Below are 13,605 nucleotides of genomic sequence, written 5' to 3'. Positions count from 1 at the left end.
ACGTCACATCTCGCGGTTAGCCTGCCAGTGACCACGTTGTTGCGAACAGGAGTTAGCGATGAGACCAGACGAGAACGAGCTGATTCGGCGTATCCACCGCGAGGTGGCCGATCACTATGACGAAGAACTCGAGCTGGAGCTGGAAGACCACCATGTCGATACGCTGTTCGGCGACGCCGGAGGCGGCCTGGACGACGATGAGCGGGCCGCGCGGCGCCTGTACTTCCGTGAGCTGTTCCGCCTGCAGGGCGAGCTGGTCAAGCTGCAAAGCTGGGTGGTGGAAACCGGCCACAAGGTCGTGATCCTGTTTGAAGGGCGCGACGCGGCCGGCAAGGGCGGCGTGATCAAGCGCATCACCCAGCGGCTCAATCCGCGCGTGGCCCGGGTGGCAGCGCTGCCGGCGCCCAACGACCGCGAGCGCACCCAGTGGTATTTCCAGCGCTATGTCTCGCACCTGCCGGCGGCGGGCGAGATCGTGCTGTTCGACCGCAGCTGGTACAACCGCGCCGGCGTGGAGCGCGTGATGGGTTTTTGCACCGACGACCAGTACGAGGAGTTCTTCCGCTCGGTGCCGGAGTTCGAACGCATGCTGGTGCGCTCCGGCATCCAGGTGATCAAGTACTGGTTCTCGATCTCCGACGAAGAGCAGCACCTGCGCTTCCTCAGCCGCATCCACGATCCGCTCAAGCAGTGGAAGCTCAGCCCGATGGATCTCGAATCCCGCCGGCGCTGGGAGGACTACACCCGCGCCAAGGAAATCATGCTGGAGCGCACGCATATCGACGAGGCGCCGTGGTGGGTGGTGCAGGCGGTCGACAAGAAGAAGGCGCGCCTCAATTGCATCCATCACCTGCTGCAGCAGATGCCTTATGAAGAGCGCGTGCAGCCGGCCGTGGTGCTGCCGCAGCGCGAGCGGCACGACGACTACGCGCGCCAGCCGGTGCCGGACAACATGATCGTGCCGGAAATCTACTGAGCTATCGATCCATCCGGCAGGGCCGCGGCCCTGCCGTCCCGTCTGGTCCTTCCCTCAGTCCTTCTTCTTCACGTGCCGCAGCTCCGCCTCCCGCTGCGGCCGTGCCTCGATGATCTTCCTGCATTTCTTGTTCTTCAGTTCCTTCCACTGCTTGCATTCCTTGCGCGTGCGCAGGCAGCCCTTGAAGTAGCCGGTGGCGTCGTCGAACTTGCAGATCTTGACGCAGGGCGACTCCACGCTCATGCCGCGCTCCCGCAATCGGCGCGCCGCAGGATGAAGTCGGCCACGTCGTCGCGCACCGGCGCCAGCCAGTGCAGCGGGTCGGCGAACACGCCGATCAGCAGCGTGTGGGACAGGCGCGCATAGCTGCGGTACTGCACCGGCACGCCGCCTTGTTCCAGCCGCCTGGCCATTTGTGCGGAATTGCGCTGCGGGTTGACCAGGCGGTCGCCGTCGTCCACGCCGATGAAGGCTGCGGGTGAGCGTGCATCGGCGTAGTCGATCGGCTGCGAGCCGGGTGGATAGTCCGGATGATGGAACACCGGCTGCGCCTGGCGGTTCTCGATCGGCAGGAAATCGTAGACCCCGGCCAGCCCGATCCAGCCGCGCAGCAGGGTGGGGCTCATGTCGAAGCGGCCGAGCCAGCGCGCATCGAGCGCGAGCATGGCGGCGTTGTAGCCGCCCGCGCTGTGCCCCATCAGGAACAGCCGCTGCGGGTCGCCGCCGTAACTGGCGATCTCGCGCCGCGTCCACGCGACCGCGCGCGCGTTGTCCACCAGGAAATCCGGATAGCTGACTTCGGGATAGAGGCGGTAGTCCGGGATCACGGTCAGGATGCCGCGCGCAGCCAGCGCTGCCGCGACGAAGGCGTAGTCGGCCTTTTCGCCGCTGTTCCAGGTGCCCCCGTAAAAGAACACCACGACCGGCGCCTTGCCTGGACACGCAGGCTGGCGTGGCGCGTAGATGTCGAGCCTGGCGCGCGCGCCGTCGCCGTAGGGCACGCTGGCGCTCAGGGCATAGGCTTTGCTTTGGGTTAAGCCATTGAGCACGTCCGACGTGGAGCAGGCGCCAAGGCCGACCAGCGGCAGCGCCAGGAGGAGTGAAAGAAGGCGCGGTCTGAACCTTGGCAAGGCTTCCTCGTCGGTAATTTTTTCAACTGCCGCCAGCCATTCTTGCATAGTTGCGCGCAGTGCTTGCCGTGGTGCGCGGCGGGCCGGGAGGCAAGGCCTGGCCGCCGGGCATCCGGCGGATGCGCAGCAAGTTGAGTGCCACGCAAGCCTCGCACCGGTGCGCACCCTGCCTGGCTTCGACTACTCTCAGTGAAGGCTCGCTACAGGAGGTACTCCTTGTTCGGCACCTGGGCATGGGTCATCGGCGCGCTGCTCATCACCATGGGCTTGATCAGTTCGCAGGTAAAGCGGCTGCCGCTGTCGGCGTCGGCGCTCTACCTGCTGTTCGGCATCGGGCTCGGGCCATGGGGGCTTGGCCTGATCCGGGGCGACGTGACGGATCGCGATCATGCGGCCGCGCTGGAGATCGTGACCGAGATCGCCCTGCTGGTATCGCTGTTCGCGGTGGGGCTGCGGCTGCGTGTGCATCCGCGCGATCGCCTCTGGCGCATTGCGCTGCGGCTGGCCACGGTGGGCATGCTGCTGACCATCGCCATGCTGTTCGCGATCGGTTTCTGGATCATGGGCTTGCCGGCGGGCGTGGCCCTGCTGCTCGCGGCCATCCTGGCGCCCACCGATCCGGTGCTGGCCTCCGACGTGCAGGTCGAGGATACGCAGGACCGCGACCGGATGCGCTTTAGCCTGACCGGGGAGGGCGGGCTCAACGACGGCGCCGCGTTTCCCTTCGTCATCCTCGCGCTTGGCCTGATGGGCGGGCAGGATCCCATTGCCTGGCAGCGCTGGCTATGGGTCGACCTGCTGTGGGCTTCCCTGGCCGGCCTGGCGCTGGGCTGGAGCATGGGCTGGCTGTGCAGCCGCGCGGTGCTGGGCCTGCGCAAGCGCCGGCGTGGCGCGGTCGGCATGGAGAGCTTCTTCGCCGTCGGCCTGATCGGGGTGGCTTACGGCGCCGCGCTGGCCGTGCACAGCTACGGCTTCCTGGCGGTGTTTGCCGCCGGCATGGCCATGCGCCACGTCGAGCACGAGGAGAACCAGGACATCGAGCCCGACGAAGTGCTGGGCGCGACGGTGTTCTCGGAGCAGGAGAGCACGGCCGTGCAGCACGACAAGGCTGCCGCCTACCTGGCCCATACCGTCAGCGAGTTCTCGCTGGACCTGGAGCGGCTCGCCGAGCTTAGCGTGATGGTGGCGGTGGGCGCGCTGCTGTCCGTGCGGATGCTGCACTGGGAGTACCTCGGCCTGGGGCTGGCGCTGATCCTGGTCGTGCGTCCGCTGGCCGTGGCGATCTCGACCATCGGCGTTGCGCTGCAGCCGGCGCAGCGCCGGCTCATGGCCTGGTTCGGCGTGCGCGGCATCGGCTCGGTCTACTACCTGGCCTATGCCCTTGCGCATGGCGCGGATTTCCGCCATGGGGCCATGCTGGCCGACGCCACGCTCTGCGTGGTGGTGCTATCGGTGGTGCTGCATGGCTCGTCGGCCACGCCCCTGATGGCGATGTACCGGCGCTGGCGCGGCGCCGCCAAGGCCTGAATCCGTTGGCGTGCGCGCCGGTTCTGGCGCCCGCCGACAATTTTCTCCCGCGTTAAAGCTCTTGTTCCGGATGCCGTTATTTGTGTGGCTTGGGCCTCGTCCGCCCAGGCCGGCATCCATAAAACAAGAATCGGAGCTTTAGAACATGAGGGGTCCTCTCTTGCGCCAACACACAGGCCTGCTGGCCGCCCTGCTGGCCGCCATGTCTGTCGCCGCCTGTGGTGGCGGTGGCGGCGATGCGCCCGCTGCCAACCAGGTGCCAGTCGTCAACGCGCCCGTACCAGCGGTGCCACCCACGTTGGCGCCCGCTTGCAGCGGCTGCAGCGCCGTGGACGCGAGCAATTACTCGGGTTCCGGCGTCGGCGTCTGGTCCGCCTCCAACACCAACGGCGTGCCAGTCGACGTGCCGGTTGCCATCGGCGGCGTGAACGGCAAGGCCGTGACGCTGCTCTACACCAACGGCGCCGCGGCGCAGGCCATGCCGGCCAGCCTGTCCCTGTCGGTCATCGAGCCCGTGCTGGGCAACCTCTCGATCCAGTCGGTTTCCGCCGGGCAGGACGAACAAACGCTGCGCGACATCGCCGAGTTCAATCGCGCCGGCTGGGCGGCACTGGCCGGCGGCAAGCGCGTGGCCAGCCTCTCGGAGATCGCGCCGCCACCGCCGCTCGCTTCGGTGGTCAACGATACCAAGAGCTGGTATCACACCGACGGCACGCGCCGCGCCGCCACGCTGGTCAAGCAAGTGACCACGGGAGACACCACCACCGTCAACATCTGGGTGGAGACCACCGAGTCGGTGCCCGGCAAGATCACCGGCACCCTCGTCGACACGCTGGCCGCGGCCTTCGCCGGCGGCGGCGGCATCTACGACGTGCTGACCTCGGTCGGCGGCCCCTTGTGGGGCGCGCACAGCTACAACAACCTCATCGCCGGCAGCGGCCAGCCGGTGGATATCGTCGTGCTCAACTTCGACAACAACAACAAGCCATTTGGTACCGTGGGCTATTTCTGGGGCCTGCACAACCTGAAGGCCACCTCGGATTCGCGCAGCAACGAGTCGCTGTCGCTCTATCTTGATTCCGAGACCCTGTACCTGGGCGGTGCCGAAGGCCTGAAGTCGATGAAGATGACCATGGCGCACGAGGGGATGCATATGCAGAACTTCTACCGCCGCGGCGTCAAGGCCGGCCAGCAGTACGCATTCGACAGCTGGCTGGAAGAAATGTCCGCGATGATGATGGAGGACTTTGCCAGCAACACCATCGACGCCAGCTACAACGCGATCCGCGACGTGCGCTTCAGGGACTACGTGAGCTACGGCAATGGCAACTACAACTGCAACATGCTGAACTTCACCGGCTTCGGCGCTAGCTGCGAGAGCTATTCGGTGTCGGGCAGCTTCGGCGGCTTCCTTGACCGGCAGCTCGGACTGGCCTTCTACAAGGACCTGCTGGGCCGCACTTCCAGCGCGGATTCCAAGACCGTGCTCGACCAGGCCATCAAGGCCGCGCGCCCGGACTCCGGCTTCACCCCGGAACTGATGCGCTGGACCGTCACCAGCAATTCGCTGATGCCAGCCGCCTCGTCACCGGCGCGCTACGGCTACCCGGCCCGTGTCGATGGCGGCTTTACGCTCCCGCTGATCGATCCGGACCTGTTCCGTGCCTCGCGCAAGCTGCCGGTGGCCGTGCCCTCCACGTTGCAGCCGTATGGTAGTTTTCCGGTGGTTCGCAGCAATGTCGGCGCCACGTTCAGCGAGACCGTGCGCGTGCCTGCCGGCACTACGCTATCCGTAGTGGTGTACTGAACGCGCTAGGCGCAGGACCGCCGGATCTCCTTGCGGCGGCTCCCGGGCGGCGATGTTCGCCGCCCGGACTTGTCAACCCAACCAACCTCATGCATCGAATCCTGTCCCTGATTGCCGCCCTGTCCGTGGTGCTGGCCGCATGCGTGCACGCAGTGCCAGCCGGGCGCTCCATCGCCTTGACGGGCACGGTGGTGGTCAAGGGCAGCGCCCTGTTCCAGCAACCGATGCTGGTCACCGCCGATGGCGAGGCATGGGTGCTCGAGAAATTCCCCGTAGGCGAGGCCGAGGCGTTGCGCGGCAAGACGGTGGGCGTGACCGGCACCGTGCTGCGCGCAAACCAGCCGGGCACGTGGGCGCCGGCCATCCGCGTCGAGCAGATCGAGGCCGCGCCGGACGGCGGGCCTGCGCGCTAGATCCGGCCGGATCCCGCTCAGTCAGCCGCTCGGGCCCGCGCGGTCCGGGAACGCCTCTTCCAGTGTCAGTACCGTGCCCGTCAGGCTGCCGTCATAGCCGGGCAGGGCGTCCACCACCTGCCGGAAACCGGCGCTCCTGAGTGCCGCCACGGCGCCGGCCAGCGCCGGGCTTTGCAGGCGCTCCCGCTCGATCACAAAGAAATACCGTTCCTTGAGCACCGGCACGAAATCCAGCCCAAAGCGGCGCGCCGCGGTTTCCACGCCGAATCCCGCATCCGCCATGCCGCTGCCGATGTAGGCGGCCACTGCGGCATGGGTGAACTCGCCATTGCTGTAACCCTCGATGCGCCCGCTGTCGATGCCGCGGGCCTTGAGCATCAGATCCAGCAGCAGCCGCGTGCCGGAGCCGGTCTGGCGGTTGACGAAGCGCACATCGGCGCGGCAGAGATCCTCCAGCGTGGTGACCTGCTTCGGATTGCCGGGGCGCACGAAGATGCCCTGCGAGCGAACCGCCAACTGGATCAGGCAATGGGTCTCGGGGCGAATCCACGTGGCAAAGCTCGCCAGCATTTCCCGCTCGAATTCGCCGATCGGCACGTGGAAGCCGGCAATATCGCAAGCACCTTGTGCAAGTGCCGCAACCGCCTCAAGGCTGCCGCAGTACTTCAGGTCGTGGCGCACCTGGTGCGTATCCAGGAAGTCATGCAGCGCCGCCACCGCGAAGCCATGGCTGGCGTGCAGACGCAGCGTGGGGCCCGGCTGGTCGACCAGCTTCTTCAGCTCGATTTCCAGTTCCGAGGCCAGGCTTTCCAGCGTGGGCGAGAGCCGCGCGGCAATGCGCTTGCTGGCCCAGACCAGTTGCTGCGCCAGCGGCGAGAGCGCGCTGCCGCGCCCGCGGGTCTTGGCAATCAGCGCGCCGCCGAACAGGGTTTGCGCGTCGCGCAGGATGCCCCAGGCGTAGCGGTAGGACAGGCCGGTGGCCTGCGCCGACTGGCTGATGCTGCCTGTGCGCTCGATATGCCCGAGCAAGGCCACCAGGCGTGACACGTCGAGTGGGGCGCTGGCGGCGTCGCTATCGTCGCGAATTTGGAGGTGGGGCAGGATCGAGATACGAATCATATGAGAAAAATAGCATATTGCTCGAACGCAGCCAACTGCCTATAGTCCGCTCAAAGAGGCATAGCACCCGGGAAAAGCCAGCTTAGCTGGCCAGCCGAGATGGGGAATGCCCAGTCAGAGCCCCCGATATATGAAAAAAATAGCATATAACGCGGCCGCCGTAACACGGTGTGCCGCGCCCCGCAGCCAATCCTGGCAAGACGCGCAAGCCAATGCGCCACACCGTCTGCCGCTGGCGTTGCGCTTTGGCGCTTGCGCCGGCCCGTGCTGCGCCACCAGGAGACACGATGTCTGATTCAGCCGCCAAATCAGCCGCTAATGCCGTGCGCGACCCGGTCGCCCGCATTGTGGCCGCGCGCCGCGATATGCCGGGCGCCTTGCTGCCCATCCTCCACGAGATCCAGGATACGGTGGGCTACGTGCCCGCCGACGCCCTGCCCGAGATTGCGCGCGCGCTCAACCTGTCGCGCGCCGAGGTGCATGGCGTGGTGACCTTCTATCATCACTTTCGCGATAGCAAGCCGGGCCGGCACGTGGTCCAGGTCTGCCGCGCGGAAGCGTGCCAGTCGGTTGGCAGCGAGGCCCTTGCCGCGCACGCCGAGCGCGCGCTGGGCTGCGGATTTCATGAAACCACCGCCGATCGCGAATTCACGCTCGAGCCGGTGTACTGCCTCGGCCAGTGCGCCTGTGGCCCGGCCGTGATGATCGATGGGCTTTTGGCCGGCCGCGTCACGCCGCAGCGCTTCGATGCCTTGATCAAAGCCTGCGCCGATACCGCCCAGGATCAGGCAGCGGAGGTGCCGGCATGAGCATCACCGTTTTCGTCCCCCGCGATTCCAGCGCGCTGGCCATGGGCGCCGACGCGGTGGCCCGCGCCATCTCGCGTGAGGCCGCCGCACGTGGCGCCAGCGTCGAACTGGTGCGCAACGGCTCGCGCGGCCTGTTCTGGCTCGAGCCGCTGGTCGAGGTGCAGACGGCCGCCGGGCGCGTGGCCTACGGCCCGGTTGCGCCGGAAGATGTCGCCGCGCTGTTCGATGCGGATTTCCTGGCCGGTGGCGAGCACGCGCTGGCGCTTGGGCTAACCGAGGAAATCCCGTTCCTCAAGGGCCAGGAGCGCCTGACCTTTGCCCGCATGGGCATCACCGATCCGCTCTCGCTCGCCGACTACATTGCGCACGATGGCTACGCCGGCCTGACCCGCGCGCTGGCGCTGGACGGCGCGCAGATCGTGCGCGAGGTGACCGATTCCGGTTTGCGCGGGCGCGGCGGCGCGGCATTTCCCACGGGCATCAAGTGGCAGACGGTGCTGAACGCGCAGTCGGCCACCAAGTACGTGGTGTGCAATGCCGACGAGGGTGACTCCGGCACCTTCTCAGACCGCATGGTGATGGAAGGCGACCCGTTCATGCTGATCGAAGGCATGACCATCGCCGGCCTCGCTGTCGGCGCGGAGCATGGCTATATCTACGTGCGCTCGGAGTACCCGCACGCTATCGCCGTGCTGGAAGCCGCCATCGGCGTCGCGCAGTCGGCCGGCTGGCTGGGCGACGATATCCGCGGCAGCGGCCGGCGCTTCCAACTGGAAGTGCGCAAGGGTGCCGGCGCCTATGTGTGCGGCGAGGAAACCGCGCTGCTGGAGAGCCTGGAGGGCAAGCGCGGCGTGGTGCGCGCCAAGCCGCCGCTGCCGGCCATCGAAGGGCTGTTCGGCAAGCCCACCATCATCAACAACGTGATCTCGCTGGCCACCGTGCCGGTGATCCTGGCGCGCGGCGCGCAGTACTACCGCGACTTCGGCATGGGCCGCTCGCGCGGCACGCTACCGTTCCAGATCGCCGGCAATGTGCGGCAGGGCGGGCTGGTGGAGAAAGCCTTCGGCGTGACGCTGCGTGAACTGCTGGAGGACTACGGGCAGGGCACGCGCAGCGGTCGGGCGATCCGCGCGGTACAGGTGGGTGGTCCGCTGGGCGCCTACCTGCCGGTCTCGCGGCTTGATACGCCGATGGACTATGAAGCGTTCGCGGCCTTTGGCGCGGTGCTGGGCCACGGCGGCATCGTGGTGTTCGACGACACCGTCGACATGGCCAGGCAGGCGCGCTACGCGATGGCGTTCTGCGCCATCGAATCCTGCGGCAAGTGCACGCCGTGCCGGATCGGCTCCACGCGCGGCGTCGAGGTGATCGACAAGATCATCGCGGGCGACCAGCCGGTGAAGCACGTCAAGCTGGTGCGCGACCTGTGCGACACCATGCTGGGCGGATCGCTGTGCGCCATGGGCGGCATGACGCCCTACCCGGTGCTGTCGGCGCTCGACGAGTTTCCGGAAGATTTCGGCGTGGCCGTGCCAGCCAAGGCTGCCTGAACCCAGCGCAACGGCACATCGAACCGGCGCAGCTTCAGCGCCCCTCTGAATCACCAGTACGCGGCCCCCGGGCCGCAGCGGGAGTCCGTCTTGAACACACGCAACGAAATCGACTACGGTACGCCGGCCAGCGATGCGCAACAGCAGGTCACCCTTGAGATCGACGGCGTCGACGTGACCGTGCCCGCCGGCACCTCGCTGATGCGGGCCGCCGTGCACGCCGGTGTGAACGTACCCAAGCTGTGCGCCACCGACAGCCTCAAGTCCTTCGGCTCCTGCCGCCTGTGCCTGGTCGAGATCGAAGGACGGCGCGGCTTCCCCGCCTCCTGCACCACGCCGGCCGAAGCCGGCATGAAGGTCAAGACCCAGACCGACAAGCTGGCCGACCTGCGCCGCGGCGTGATGGAGCTGTATATCTCCGACCACCCGCTGGACTGCCTGACTTGTCCCACCAACGGCAACTGCGAGCTGCAGGACATGGCCGGCGTGGTGGGCCTGCGCGAGGTGCGCTACGGCTACGACGGCGCCAACCATCGCGCCGAGGCCAAGGACGAGTCCAACCCGTACTTCACCTACGATCCCTCCAAGTGCATCGTGTGCAACCGCTGCGTGCGGGCCTGCGAGGAAACCCAGGGCACCTTCGCGCTCACCATCAGCGGCCGCGGCTTCGATTCGCGCGTGACGGCGGGGCAGGGCGACAGCTTCATGGATTCCGACTGCGTGTCGTGCGGCGCCTGCGTGCAGGCTTGCCCCACCGCCACGCTGGCCGAGACCTCCATCATCCGCATGGGCCAGCCCGAGCACAGCAAGGTCACCACCTGCGCCTACTGCGGCGTGGGCTGTGCCTTCAAGGCGGAGATGAAGGGCAATGAAGTGGTGCGCATGGTGCCGTACAAGAACGGCCAGGCCAACGAGGGCCACTCGTGCGTGAAGGGTCGTTTCGCCTTTGGCTACGCGACTCACAAGGACCGCATCCTGAACCCGATGATCCGCGCCAGGATCACCGACCCGTGGCGCGAAGTGTCGTGGGAAGAGGCGATCAGCTACGCAGCCTCCGAGTTCAAGCGCATCCAGGCCAAGCATGGCCGGGACTCCATCGGTGGCATCGTGTCCTCGCGCTGTACCAACGAGGAAGGCTACCTGGTGCAAAAGCTGGTGCGCGCCGCCTTCGGCAACAACAACGTCGATACCTGCGCGCGGGTTTGCCACTCGCCCACCGGCTACGGCCTCAAGCAGACGCTGGGGGAATCCGCTGGCACGCAGACCTTCCGCTCGGTGGAGAAGGCCGACGTCATCATGGTGATGGGCGCCAACCCCACCGATGGCCACCCCGTGTTTGCCTCGCGCATGAAGAAGCGCCTGCGCGCCGGCGCCAAGCTGATCGTGATCGATCCGCGCCGCATCGACCTGGTGGATTCGCCGCACGTGCGTGCCGACTTCCACCTGCAACTGCGTCCCGGCACGAATGTGGCCGTAGTGACCTCGATGGCGCATGTGATCGTCAGCGAGGGCCTGATGGCCGAATCGTTCATCGCCGAGCGCTGCGAGGACCGTGCGTTCCAGCAGTGGCGCGACTTTGTCATGCTGCCGGAGAACTCGCCGGAAGCGATGGCCGAGATCACCGGCATCCCCGCCGAGCAACTGCGCGGCGCGGCACGCCTGTACGCCACCGGCGGCAATGCCGCGATCTACTACGGCCTGGGCGTGACCGAGCATGCGCAAGGCTCGACGACAGTGATGGGCATCGCCAACCTCGCCATGTGCACAGGCAATATCGGCCGCGAAGGCGTGGGCGTGAACCCGCTGCGCGGGCAGAACAATGTGCAGGGCTCCTGCGATATCGGCTCGTTCCCGCACGAGTTGCCGGGCTACCGCCATGTGTCGGACTCCACCACGCGCGGCCTGTTCGAATCCGCGTGGAACGTGGAGATCAGCCCGGAACCTGGCCTGCGCATCCCCAATATGTTCGAGGCTGCGCTGTCGGGCAGCTTCATGGGCCTGTACTGCCAGGGCGAAGATATCGTGCAGTCCGACCCCAACACGCAGCATGTGTCGGCTGCGCTCTCGGCCATGGAGTGCATCGTGGTGCAGGACATCTTCCTCAACGAGACCGCCAAGTACGCGCACGTGTTCCTGCCGGGCTCGTCGTTCCTGGAGAAGGACGGCACCTTCACCAACGCCGAGCGCCGCATTTCGCGCGTGCGCAAGGTGATGCCGCCCAAGGCCCGCTATGCCGACTGGGAAGCCACCGTGCTGCTGTCCAATGCGCTGGGCTACCCGATGGAGTACAAGCATCCGTCCGAGATCATGGACGAGATCGCGCGGCTCACGCCGACCTTTAGCGGTGTCAGCTACCAGCGGCTGGAGGAACTCGGCAGCATCCAGTGGCCGTGCAACGACGCCGCGCCCGAGGGCACGCCGACCATGCACATCGACGCCTTCGTGCGGGGCAAGGGCAAGTTCATCATCACCCGCTATGTGCCCACGGCTGAGCGCGTGAATCGCAAGTTCCCGCTGATTCTCACTACCGGGCGCATCCTGTCGCAGTACAACGTGGGCGCCCAGACGCGCCGCACCGACAACGTGATGTGGCACGACGAGGACCGCCTGGAGATCCATCCGCACGATGCCGAGGAACGCGGCATCAAGGACGGCGACTGGGTCGGCGTGCAGAGCCGCGCGGGGGAAACCGTGCTGCGCGCCATCGTCAGCGAGCGCATGCAGCCGGGCGTGGTGTACACCACCTTCCACTTCCCCGAGTCCGGCGCGAATGTGATCACCACCGATAACTCGGACTGGGCCACCAACTGCCCCGAGTACAAGGTCACCGCGGTGCAGGTCATGCCGGTGGCGCAGCCCTCTGAATGGCAGCGCCAGTATCGCGACTTCCACGAGCAGCAGATGCAATTGCTGCAGGCGGCCGGCGCCGAGGCGGGGTCGGCATGACACTCTGCGAACTCGCCATGGCCAGGTCCGATGCGGCGGCGCCTTGCAGCGATGCCGAGCCGCCCACGCACAGCACCTTCGCCGTCAGCCGCTGCCGCCTGGGCGAGCTGGCGCTGGAGGACGACGAGATCGCCGAGGAAATGCCGGTCGCGCTCGAGTACAACGGCATCTCGCACGCGGTCATGCTGGCGTCTCCGGCAGACCTCGAAGACTTCGCGCTGGGCTTCAGCCTGAGCGAAGGGCTGGTGGCCAGCCCGCGCGACGTCTATGAAATCGACACCGAGGTTCGCCCCGAGGGCATCGCGGTGAAGCTGCGCATCGCTGCGCAAGCCTTCGCCGCGCTCAAGGACCGCCGCCGCGCCATGGCGGGCCGCACCGGCTGCGGCCTGTGCGGCACCGAATCGCTGCAGGAAGTCATGCGCGCGCCAGCGCCGGTGAGTAGCAGCGCCAGCTTCAGCGACGAGGTGCTGTACGCCGCGTTCGCGCAGTTGCAGACCCGGCAGGAACTGCTGTGCCACACCGGCTCCACGCACGCCGCCGCCTGGCTGCGCGCCGACGGCCACGTGGCGCTGGTCCGTGAAGACGTGGGCCGCCACAACGCGCTCGACAAACTGATCGGCGCGCTGGCGCGCGGCGGCGAAGACCGCTCGCGCGGCGCCGTGCTGGTGACCAGCCGCGCCAGCTACGAAATGGTGCTGAAGACCGCCAGCGCCGGCGTTGGCATGCTGGCCGCCGTCTCCGGCCCGACCGCGCTCGCGGTACGCCTGGCGATCGATACCGGCGTCACGCTGGCCGGCTTTGTGCGCGCGGGCCGCCACGTGGTCTACTCTCACCCCCAACGTTTGCACAGCAGGACGGAACAGGCATGAACTCCGAGAACCTCGTCAAGATGGCGAACCAGATCGGCACCTTCTTCGAAGCCATGCCGGACCGCGAGGAAGCCGTGGCGGATATCGCCGGCCATATCAAGCGCTTCTGGGAGCCGCGCATGCGGCGCGCATTGCTGGAGCGGCTGGACGGCAATGACGATGCCGGGCTGGACGAGATCGTGCTGCTGGCGGTGACGCGGCATCGCGCGTTGCTGCAGTGAGGTGATTGTTCGCGCTTTCAGCGCTGGATTATTTTCAGGCTGACAGGCTGGCGTGCTGGCATGGGGTGTGGGTGGGCGGTGTTTTAAAGCTTCTAGCTGCTGATGCAGAATAGGCGTGAGTGGGTAGTGTTTTAGCGCTTCTAGCTGCTGTCGCGGCTGGGCGGTGTTGGCCGTTTTAGAACGTGTGAGATGTCACTTTTCTTTACTCGTAAAGAAAAGTAACCAAAAGAAAGCGATC

Annotated in this window: 12 protein-coding genes; 9 read left to right on the top strand and 3 right to left on the bottom strand. The window is 66.8% G+C overall.

Features of this window, described 5'->3' with window-relative positions; all coding sequences use genetic code 11:
- Positions 1-58: 58 nt before the first annotated feature.
- Entirely contained in the window at positions 59-976 is a 918-nt protein-coding gene (ppk2, locus tag ACGLHR_RS33150) for a polyphosphate kinase 2 (RefSeq protein WP_267605688.1), read from the top strand.
- A gap of 54 nt (positions 977-1,030) precedes the next feature.
- On the opposite strand, the gene ACGLHR_RS33145 is transcribed toward ppk2, so the two are convergent.
- Complete coding sequence (locus tag ACGLHR_RS33145) at positions 1,031-1,219, bottom strand: DUF1289 domain-containing protein (RefSeq protein WP_400099106.1); 189 nt, start codon at positions 1,217-1,219, stop codon at positions 1,031-1,033.
- The gene (locus tag ACGLHR_RS33140) at positions 1,216-2,106 is read right to left on the bottom strand and encodes an alpha/beta hydrolase (RefSeq protein ID WP_400099104.1); all 891 of its coding nucleotides are present in this window, start codon (positions 2,104-2,106) and stop codon (positions 1,216-1,218) included. The genes ACGLHR_RS33145 and ACGLHR_RS33140 overlap by 4 nt, the downstream gene beginning before the upstream one ends.
- A gap of 216 nt (positions 2,107-2,322) precedes the next feature.
- Here ACGLHR_RS33140 and ACGLHR_RS33135 point away from each other — a divergent pair, with 216 nt between their 5' ends.
- The 3 genes from ACGLHR_RS33135 to ACGLHR_RS33125 all read left to right on the top strand — a co-directional run bounded on the left by ACGLHR_RS33135 (position 2,323) and on the right by ACGLHR_RS33125 (position 5,853).
- Positions 2,323-3,633, top strand: a complete 1,311-nt coding sequence (locus ACGLHR_RS33135) for a cation:proton antiporter (RefSeq protein ID WP_400099102.1) — start codon at positions 2,323-2,325, stop codon at positions 3,631-3,633.
- A gap of 160 nt (positions 3,634-3,793) precedes the next feature.
- Positions 3,794-5,440, top strand: a complete 1,647-nt coding sequence (locus ACGLHR_RS33130) for a hemagglutinin (RefSeq protein ID WP_400099101.1) — start codon at positions 3,794-3,796, stop codon at positions 5,438-5,440.
- Positions 5,441-5,529: 89 nt separating this feature from the next.
- On the top strand, positions 5,530-5,853 hold the full coding sequence (locus ACGLHR_RS33125; RefSeq protein WP_267605692.1) for a hypothetical protein: 324 nt from the start codon (positions 5,530-5,532) through the stop codon (positions 5,851-5,853).
- A 21-nt stretch (positions 5,854-5,874) separates the two neighbouring features.
- On the opposite strand, the gene ACGLHR_RS33120 is transcribed toward ACGLHR_RS33125, so the two are convergent.
- Complete coding sequence (locus ACGLHR_RS33120) at positions 5,875-6,972, bottom strand: substrate-binding domain-containing protein (protein WP_400099099.1); 1,098 nt, start codon at positions 6,970-6,972, stop codon at positions 5,875-5,877.
- Between the two features lie 287 nt (positions 6,973-7,259).
- Here ACGLHR_RS33120 and ACGLHR_RS33115 point away from each other — a divergent pair, with 287 nt between their 5' ends.
- The 5 genes from ACGLHR_RS33115 (at position 7,260) to ACGLHR_RS33095 (ending at position 13,367) form a co-directional block, all read left to right on the top strand.
- Positions 7,260-7,781 (top strand): formate dehydrogenase subunit gamma, encoded by a 522-nt coding sequence (locus tag ACGLHR_RS33115; protein ID WP_400099097.1) that lies wholly within the window; start codon positions 7,260-7,262, stop codon positions 7,779-7,781.
- Entirely contained in the window at positions 7,778-9,331 is a 1,554-nt protein-coding gene (locus tag ACGLHR_RS33110; protein ID WP_400099095.1) for a formate dehydrogenase beta subunit, read from the top strand. Before ACGLHR_RS33115 ends, ACGLHR_RS33110 begins: the two co-directional genes overlap by 4 nt.
- Before the next feature lie 90 nt (positions 9,332-9,421).
- On the top strand, positions 9,422-12,277 hold the full coding sequence (gene fdhF, locus ACGLHR_RS33105) for a formate dehydrogenase subunit alpha (protein ID WP_400099093.1): 2,856 nt from the start codon (positions 9,422-9,424) through the stop codon (positions 12,275-12,277).
- Positions 12,274-13,146, top strand: a complete 873-nt coding sequence (gene fdhD / locus ACGLHR_RS33100) for a formate dehydrogenase accessory sulfurtransferase FdhD (protein WP_400099092.1) — start codon at positions 12,274-12,276, stop codon at positions 13,144-13,146. Before fdhF ends, fdhD begins: the two co-directional genes overlap by 4 nt.
- On the top strand, positions 13,143-13,367 hold the full coding sequence (locus ACGLHR_RS33095) for a formate dehydrogenase subunit delta (protein ID WP_400099090.1): 225 nt from the start codon (positions 13,143-13,145) through the stop codon (positions 13,365-13,367). Before fdhD ends, ACGLHR_RS33095 begins: the two co-directional genes overlap by 4 nt.
- The last annotated feature ends 238 nt before the right edge of the window (positions 13,368-13,605 follow it).

The organism is Cupriavidus sp. CuC1 (assembly GCF_044627735.1).
Lineage (GTDB): Bacteria > Pseudomonadota > Gammaproteobacteria > Burkholderiales > Burkholderiaceae > Cupriavidus > Cupriavidus ulmosensis.
This window is presented reverse-complemented; position numbering and strand designations above follow the sequence as displayed.

Bases quoted from the DNA above. Each gene is read 5' to 3' on its own strand.
- fdhD (WP_400099092.1), top strand. From the start codon at position 12,274: ATGACACTCTGCGAACTCGCCATGGCCAGGTCCGATGCGGCGGCGCCT.
- ACGLHR_RS33110 (WP_400099095.1), top strand. From the start codon at position 7,778: ATGAGCATCACCGTTTTCGTCCCCCGCGATTCCAGCGCGCTGGCCATG.
- ACGLHR_RS33145 (WP_400099106.1), bottom strand. From the start codon at position 1,219: ATGAGCGTGGAGTCGCCCTGCGTCAAGATCTGCAAGTTCGACGACGCC.
- ppk2 (WP_267605688.1), top strand. From the start codon at position 59: ATGAGACCAGACGAGAACGAGCTGATTCGGCGTATCCACCGCGAGGTG.
- ACGLHR_RS33125 (WP_267605692.1), top strand. From the start codon at position 5,530: ATGCATCGAATCCTGTCCCTGATTGCCGCCCTGTCCGTGGTGCTGGCC.
- ACGLHR_RS33120 (WP_400099099.1), bottom strand. From the start codon at position 6,972: ATGATTCGTATCTCGATCCTGCCCCACCTCCAAATTCGCGACGATAGC.
- ACGLHR_RS33095 (WP_400099090.1), top strand. From the start codon at position 13,143: ATGAACTCCGAGAACCTCGTCAAGATGGCGAACCAGATCGGCACCTTC.
- ACGLHR_RS33115 (WP_400099097.1), top strand. From the start codon at position 7,260: ATGTCTGATTCAGCCGCCAAATCAGCCGCTAATGCCGTGCGCGACCCG.